The sequence below is a fragment of the Zarconia sp. genome (assembly GCF_057467645.1).
The window spans coordinates 1-7750 of sequence record NZ_JBRJXU010000036.1; the positions used below are offsets into that span (position 1 = coordinate 1).

The 7750-nt window shown below is 52.8% G+C and carries 7 protein-coding genes; 5 read left to right on the forward strand and 2 right to left on the reverse strand.

Annotated elements, in window-relative coordinates; genetic code table 11:
* Nucleotides 1-593, reverse strand: a 593-nt coding sequence (folP, locus tag AC2215_RS05450) for a dihydropteroate synthase (protein ID WP_486808950.1), incomplete at its 3' end; no start/stop codon positions are given.
* Nucleotides 594-746: 153 nt separating this feature from the next.
* Here folP and AC2215_RS05455 point away from each other — a divergent pair.
* Nucleotides 747-896 carry a hypothetical protein gene (locus AC2215_RS05455; RefSeq protein WP_486808951.1) on the forward strand — a complete coding sequence of 50 codons (150 nt, stop codon included), beginning with the start codon at nt 747-749 and terminating at the stop codon, nt 894-896.
* A 73-nt stretch (nt 897-969) separates the two neighbouring features.
* Nucleotides 970-1854 (forward strand): tetratricopeptide repeat protein, encoded by an 885-nt coding sequence (locus AC2215_RS05460; protein WP_486808952.1) that lies wholly within the window; start codon nt 970-972, stop codon nt 1852-1854.
* 158 nt (nt 1855-2012) lie between these two features.
* On the opposite strand, the gene AC2215_RS05465 is transcribed toward AC2215_RS05460, so the two are convergent.
* Nucleotides 2013-2414, reverse strand: a complete 402-nt coding sequence (locus tag AC2215_RS05465; protein ID WP_486808953.1) for a response regulator — start codon at nt 2412-2414, stop codon at nt 2013-2015.
* Between the two features lie 271 nt (nt 2415-2685).
* On the opposite strand from AC2215_RS05465, the gene AC2215_RS05470 reads away from it, so the two are divergent.
* The 3 genes from AC2215_RS05470 to AC2215_RS05480 all read left to right on the forward strand — a co-directional run.
* Complete coding sequence (locus AC2215_RS05470) at nt 2686-5259, forward strand: DNA gyrase/topoisomerase IV subunit A (RefSeq protein WP_486808954.1); 2574 nt, start codon at nt 2686-2688, stop codon at nt 5257-5259.
* Nucleotides 5260-5920: 661 nt separating this feature from the next.
* On the forward strand, nt 5921-6787 hold the full coding sequence (gene bchL / locus AC2215_RS05475) for a ferredoxin:protochlorophyllide reductase (ATP-dependent) iron-sulfur ATP-binding protein (RefSeq protein WP_486808955.1): 867 nt from the start codon (nt 5921-5923) through the stop codon (nt 6785-6787).
* A 146-nt stretch (nt 6788-6933) separates the two neighbouring features.
* Nucleotides 6934-7750: DUF5331 domain-containing protein (locus AC2215_RS05480; RefSeq protein WP_486808956.1), on the forward strand; the 817-nt coding region annotated here is incomplete at its 3' end.

Below are 7750 nucleotides of genomic sequence, written 5' to 3' on the forward strand. Positions count from 1 at the left end.
ATAATATTCCCTCGCGCGATACCCACTGCGATGCCAGCCTCTGCCTGACGTTGGAGAACCTGGCAGATTTCTCCCATCACATCCTCGTAATCCGTCAGGGTTTGCATGGTTTGGGGCGTACCCCGCATGTGCATTAAGATAACCGGAACTCCCAGCTGGGCAATTGTGGGTAACATTTGCGAGTCTCCCATACCCCCCGTCACATCGTTGACGATATCTGCCCCCGCTTCAACCGCGGCTCGCGCCACTTCAGCGCGGCTGGTATCGATGGAAATGGCGATCGACTCGAAAGAAGAGCGAATCTTCTGAATGGGGGGAACGACGCGATCGAGTTCTTCTTGGAGGGAAACTTCAACCGCTCCAGGACGAGTGGATTGCCCTCCCACGTCAATAATATCCACCCCCGCCTCGACCATTTGCCGTGCCTGCTGAAGCGCTGCCTCCACGCTCTCGAACTCTCCCCCATCGCTAAAACTATCGGGGGTAACATTAAGAATGCCCATCAAATAAGTGCGATCGCCCCATGTAAAAATGCGATCGCGGATTTTGAGTGGGGGGAGTGAAAGAAGATCGGAATTTGGAGGTGTTAGCATACGTTAAATGGCGCTTGGCGAGATCGACGGTTTTGAAGAATATTGCCCAGTGCAGGATTGCCCAGTGCAAAGCCCTCTTTCGATTTATAGCAGTCGCCTGTTCCGTTATGAAACTCATGTCACAGGACTCGAGTCTTGCTCCCCCTATCGCTGATGCTCGCCTTCACAAACATCCTCAATTCACGTAGCAGTCCTGCGAATGCCATAGGGCGATCTCGCTCCGAACGATCGATCTCCGTAACCATTGCCATCTATCCCCAACCGAGACTGGCGATCGAAATGTGCGAAGCGCGAGAAACCTAGTAAGGTATAGATAGTTCCAACCCAGACCCAGCAAACACCACCACCTTTCATCATCCCTTTCTATCCAAGTGCCGTGCCAAAATACCATTTTGTCATTTCCTGTCTGAGCGCCCTTGCATTGTTGGGGAATCCTCAACCCCTTCGAGGACAGGCACTCGTACCCCACACCCTGCAACTCAACGCGCAGCAGCTCGAAGAAATCGGGACGAGTCTGGTTCTCGAAGCCAACCAGTGGGCGCAGTTCCAGCAATACGACCAAGCCCTACCTCGCGCCAAGTTGGCTGCCCAACTCCTGCCCGATAATGCCGATGCTTGGGCGATTTTGGGTAGCTTGCACTTGCAGATGGAAGATGCCAAGGCTGCCATTGCCGCTTTGGAAAAAGCCCGCGAACTGACCCCGGAAAATGCGACGATTCTGTTTGCTTTGGGTTCGGCTTACTTCCAGGACGAGAATTACGAGCAGGCGGCCATCGAACTCGAAGCCGGCTTGAAACTCGAACCAGATATTCCCGGTGCTCTCTTCGATTTGGGCAATGCCTATTATCTTCTCGGGCAGTACTCCGAGGCGATCGATCGCTACCAGGAAGCATTGGACGAAGACGAAGAGTTTTGGCCGGCAACAAATAATATGGGACTGGTCAAATACGAGCAGGGAGACGTGGAAGAGGCGATCGACTTGTGGAAGGAAGCCGCGGCGATCGAAAATTCGGCCGAACCTCAGCTCGCACGAGCCGTTGCCCTGTATACCCTCGGAAAACAGGAAGAAGGATGGGAACTCGGAGAAACGGCGATCGAAATCGACCTGCGGTATGCAGACCTCGATTTTTTGAAAGCGAATCTGTGGGGAACCCAGTTGCTTGCCGATGCGGAAATCTTTCTGCAAACCCCCCGCATCCAATCGACCATTGCCCAGGGATCTGATGAATTACCGGTGGACGTTCAAGTCGCTCCCCAATAAAACCCCTCAAAACCTCGAAGAGAGCGCCGATTCTAACCCTCGTGCGCTCTCTTCAATTGCTGTTTTCCCATTTAAGCGATCTCTGAGTGAATTCAAAGTCGAGATTTCGGCTCAAGAACCCGATCGGATCTCGAATTTTCGAGATCGAATCGATGCCCTTACTCTTGGGGCAAAAGGCTGTGAATTCTCTCTACAAACTCTTGATGGTCGATCACCGGTTTGGAAATATAACCATCGGCACCGCTTTTGGCGAGAAACGCTTCTCGATCGCCAGCCATGGCATGAGCTGTCACCAAAATAATTGGTAAAGTTGCCGTATCTGGGTTCGATTTGAGAATTTGCGTAATCCGAATGCCATCCACCGCCTGACCCTGATAGACGCTGCGGGCGAGGGAAACGTCCATGAGGATGATATCAGCCTCTTTGGCTTGGGCAATTTGCATCACCTCTTCGACATTTTCCGTATGCTTCACCGCTAAGCCACCTCGCTTGGTTAGAATCTTAGAGAAAACTCGGGCGTTAACTAGGTCGTCCTCTACAATCAGAACGGTCTTCGTCATGTTCTACCTACTTGCGTAACCTTGGGCGTTGGGGCAATCTTTTTTTACCTATCTTCTCAAATTATACTCCGAACCATACCCCGAGTTCATTCTAGACTAGACTCACGGGGTCGCTTCTATTTGGGGTCTTGCCAAGAGTGCCCCCTCAAAGGCTCACCATCGCTCCCTCGTCCCGAAAAACTTTTACCTACGGGACGGATACTGACCGCATACCCGATATATTGTCATATACTGTCACCCGTCTATTTCCGGGATGGAGGAATCAAGCTTCATGGCTAAGCAGCTCAACCTACTCGCCAAAGGACAAGTCGTCTCAACCGCGCTACATACCGAGATGCAACAGTCCTATCTCGAATATGCCATGAGCGTGATTGTCGGGCGGGCTTTACCGGACGTGCGCGATGGTCTCAAACCCGTTCATCGGCGAATTTTATATGCCATGCACGAACTCGGGTTGACCCCCGATCGCCCCTATCGCAAGTGCGCTCGCGTGGTCGGCGACGTGTTGGGGAAATATCACCCCCACGGCGACCAGGCCGTTTACGATGCCCTGGTGCGGATGGTGCAGGATTTTTCCAGCCGTTACCCCCTCCTGGCCGGTCATGGAAATTTCGGCTCGGTGGATAACGATCCCGCTGCAGCCATGCGCTACACGGAAACCCGCCTCTCCGAAATGGGGAACGAAGCCCTACTCTCGGAAATTGGCGAAGCGACGGTGGATTTTATTGACAATTTCGACAGTTCTCAACAAGAGCCGGTGGTTCTGCCCGCTCAACTGCCGATTCTGCTGCTCAATGGCTGTTCCGGGATTGCCGTGGGGATGGCGACTAATATTCCCCCTCACAATCTGGGGGAGGTGGTGGATGCGGCGATCTCCTTAATCGATCGACCCGATCTCAACGATGACAAACTGCTCGAACTCGTTCCCGGCCCTGACTTTCCCACGGGGGGAGAAATTATCGGTACCCAGGGGATTCGGGATGCCTATCGCACGGGACGGGGCAGTATCACCATGCGCGGGGTCGTGGGGGTCGAACAGGTAGAAACCGGACGCACTCGCCGCTCCCGTCGTCCAGCGTTAATCGTGAGCGAATTTCCGTTTCAGGTGAGTAAATCCAGTTGGATTGAAAAAGTGGCGGGATTGGTTAATCAGGGACGACTCGATGGGATTTCCGATATTCGGGACGAGAGCGATCGCGATGGCATTCGAGTGGTGGTCGAACTCAAACGGGAAGCCAACCCGGAGCGCGTTCTGGGGCAACTCTACCGGCAAACGCCTTTGCAACAAAATTTTGGGGCGATTTTGCTGGCTTTGGTAGACGGTCAGCCGCGCCAGCTGCCGTTGCGGGAAATCTTACAACAGTTCCTCGATTTCCGCGAACGAACCCTGATTCGTCAGTATCGCGACGAACTCGAAAAAACCGAAGATCGCTTGCACTTGCTCGAAGGATTACTTTTAGCCCTCGAAGTCCTCGACGAGACGATCGAAATTCTCCGGGGTGCCCCCGATGGGACGAGTGCCAAGCTCGAGTTTCAAAATCGGTTCGGTTTTAGCGATCGCCAAGCCAGTGCAATTCTGGCAATGCCCCTGCGACGGCTGACGGGGTTGGAACAGCAAAATTTGCAACGGGAGTTCGAGGAACTGACGGCACGGCGAGAAGAACTGCAAACCTTACTCAACAATCGCCACGAACTGCTCAAAGCTCTGAAAAAAGAACTGCGATCGTTCAAGCGCAAGTTCAAAAGCGATCGCCTGACTCGAATTATCTCCGCCGAAGCCCAAATCCAGACCACCTCCGCCAGCACGTCCCCGAAAAATGCATCTGCGAAGGGTAAATCCCCACGGGGCAAAACCACATCCGCCCAAGGTTCCCTCTCGCCAATTTTAGATGCGACGATTCCGGAAGAGGATGCGATCCTCGAATTCACCCATCGCGGCTACGTACGCCGGATGACTCCATCAGTTTGGGAAAAGCAGCGCGGCAAGCAAGAGGCTACAACCCAGAGAATTCTCGATGCGACGGAAGATTTCAGCGTCCGCGCCGTTCCGGCAACCACCGCCCAGAATTTGCTCGTTCTCACCCGCGATGGCAAAGCCTACGCAACCAAAATCGGTGAGATTCCCCCGGTGGGTAAGCGCAACTCCCGAGGGGAACCTTTAGTGGGATTGCTGCCTGCGTCTGCGGGAGCGGATCGAGACACTTGCGTGACCTCTTTTGTTCGCTCGGACTATCCCGATACCGAACAACTCCTCCTCCTGACCGCTCAGGGACGGATTAAACGCTTGTCTTTGCAAGATTTAACCAATATGACGGTGCGAGGACTGACGGCGCTCAAACTCAAAGAGGACGATCGCTTGTTCTATGGGAATATTACTCGCGCGGGAGAAGAGGTGGCGATCGCGACAACGGGAGGACGAGTGCTACGCCTGACGGTGGATGATGAACAATTACCCATTCTCGGACGGACGGCCCAGGGCTATCAAGTAATGCGATTGCGTAAAAATGAGGGCATCGTCGGCTGCACGACGGTACGACCGGGAGAGGATATCGTGTTAGTGACCAAACGGGGATATGCCAAGCGCTTGTCAGTCCAAGACTTGCGTTTGGCCAACCGGGGTGAAATTGGCACCCAAGCCCTGCAATTTGCCTCCAAAGCCGATACCCTCATAGGGATGGTACCCGCACCGCGAGATGGGGAAGTGATGTTGCTCACCAGTCGCGATCGATTTGTCAGTTTACCCCTCGATCCGATGCGCTCGGGAAATAAAGATAGTAAAGGTCAGCGGATTAGCGCTCTCAAAGGCACTGAAACGATCGTCTCACTGACGTTGTGCGCGTTGTAGGGTTGATTCGGGATCGGCTAACGTGGAGTTCAATGGGTCTGCGCTCGACTTGTCCAAAAGCGAGTGCGCTCTCATCCTGACAAGGGAATGCTCAAAAAGCAGACTCCGATCGGGTTTGCCCCGGTCCCCCAACTCTCATCGCTCTGGGCGATCGAAATTTAGTATTCTTTACAAATTTGAGGCAAAAGAGTCAAACCCAGCGCAGAAAGACGAACTCACTCGATCGCAAGTCTTTTTGCTGGGATTTATGAGTTTAAGTCTTTTATTTTTATATTGTTACAATTTTTATTTATAAAAAACACAAAATTCTAAAAAATAAATAAAAAAAATATATAAACTAGCCAGCGACAGATAACCTGTACTTGAAACTTTTATAAATCTATTTGATTGATTTTAAAGCGATTTTGATTTCCACTCCCTCTTCCCTCGAAGCGGTGAATCGACCATAATGCTGTCAACGAAACATAGCAACTGTGCCAAGGCGGCAACGAAATCTGGCAAAAATAACAAGCGAAAAATGTTTGTGTTTTACCGAACTTCGATCCCCAATCGCCGATCGCTTGCTGCTATAACATCAACGACTCCGCAGTTTACTCGAAGGCTGCGGCAGTTAGAAAAAATTCGAGTTTAAGAAAATGCGATCGTCAAGGAGAATCCAAACGTGAAGCTCTCTGTTTACGGAAAAGGTGGAATCGGCAAATCGACGACTAGCTGCAACATCTCAGTTGCCCTCGCCCGTCGCGGCAAAAAAGTGCTGCAAATCGGTTGCGATCCCAAGCACGATAGCACCTTCACCCTCACGGGATTTCTCATTCCCACCATTATCGATACCCTCCAAGACAAGGACTACCACTACGAAGACATCTGGCCCGAAGATGTCATCTACAAAGGCTACGGCGGCGTGGATTGCGTCGAAGCGGGCGGTCCGCCAGCCGGTGCCGGTTGCGGCGGATACGTTGTCGGCGAAACCGTGAAATTGCTCAAAGAACTCAACGCCTTCGACGAATACGACGTCATTCTCTTCGACGTGTTGGGCGACGTGGTTTGTGGTGGTTTTGCAGCCCCCCTCAACTACTCCGACTATTGCACCATCGTCACCGACAACGGTTTCGATGCCCTCTTTGCCGCCAATCGCATTGCCGCATCCGTCCGGGAAAAAGCCCGCACCCATCCCCTACGCCTCGCTGGACTGGTAGGCAATCGCACCTCCAAGCGGGACTTAATCGATAAATATATCGAAGCCGTACCCATGCCGGTCTTAGAAATTTTGCCCTTGATCGAAGACATTCGCGTCTCCCGCGTCAAAGGCAAAACCCTATTTGAAATGGCCGAATCCGATCCCTCTTTAGAGTACGTCTGCGACTACTATCTCAACATCGCAGATCAAATTCTCGCCCTACCCGAAGGTGTGGTTCCCCAAGATGCAGCCGATCGCGAACTCTTCTCCCTGCTGTCGGACTTCTATCTCAACCCCACCAAGCCATCCGTTCAATCCGAGGAAGAAGAACTCGATCTGATGATGGTATAGGGAGATCGCCATCGGTCATTGAGTTTCCTAAAGATGAAAAGAGGCGAGTAACGGCCAGCGCTAGTATGATTCAATGGCTTAAGAGAGTAGGTCGCAAGACCCACAAATCGTACAAGTAGCAACCGTTAACTCCGGGGATAATCACCATGGCTTTCTTTGACAGCTTCACCAGCGCTCTAAAGCAAAAGTGGTTGGAATTTTACCAAGTCAATCGCCCCTGGCTGAGTCTGCACATGCAGATGGCCTCCGTTGAGACTCCCGATGGTGGTCGGCGACCTCCTTCCTATTTCATCTTAGGTTCTCTCAACGGACTCGAACCCAAGCTCGCGCAACTGATGTTGCCCTTTTCCCAACTCAATCCCGATGCCGATACCCTCATCCAAGTTTTGGGGTTGAATTTCGACCCCGATCTCGCTCTGGGTCTAGATCCCAATGCCCCTGGAGCCGAGCCGGTTTCCCTCGCATCGGCAATGGCTTCCGTGGCAGCCGCAACCGCAGCCGACGAGCTGACTGAAACCGTTGCTCCCCCGTCGGAACCTCCAGATGCCGATGCGGAATCTGAAGACTCCGGATTAGGAGGCTTAGCTGGGGTGGCTGTGGCAGGGGTTGGAGTTGTAGCAGCGAGTGAAGCCATCACCTCTCTAGAGGCTGATGAGGAGTTTGAAGACTTCGATGCCGATGACGACGATGACCTCGCCGAATTGGAGATGGAAGCCACCGATGAAGGAGACGCCGACGTTGGTGAGTTTGAAGACTTCGATGCCGATGACGACGACGACCTCGCCGGATTGGAGATGGCAGCCACCGATGAAGGAGACGCCGACGTTGGTGAGTTTGAAGACTTCGATGCCGATGACGACGACCTCGCCGGATTGGAGATGGCAGCCACCGATGAAGGAGACGCCGACGTTGGTGAGTTTGAAGACTTCGATGCCGATGACGACGACCTCGCCGGATTGGAGA

Excerpts from the sequence above, each read along its gene's own strand:
- AC2215_RS05470 (WP_486808954.1), top strand. The coding sequence starts at position 2,686 with ATGGCTAAGCAGCTCAACCTACTCGCCAAAGGACAAGTCGTCTCAACC.
- AC2215_RS05465 (WP_486808953.1), bottom strand. The coding sequence starts at position 2,414 with ATGACGAAGACCGTTCTGATTGTAGAGGACGACCTAGTTAACGCCCGA.
- AC2215_RS05455 (WP_486808951.1), top strand. The coding sequence starts at position 747 with ATGCTCGCCTTCACAAACATCCTCAATTCACGTAGCAGTCCTGCGAAT.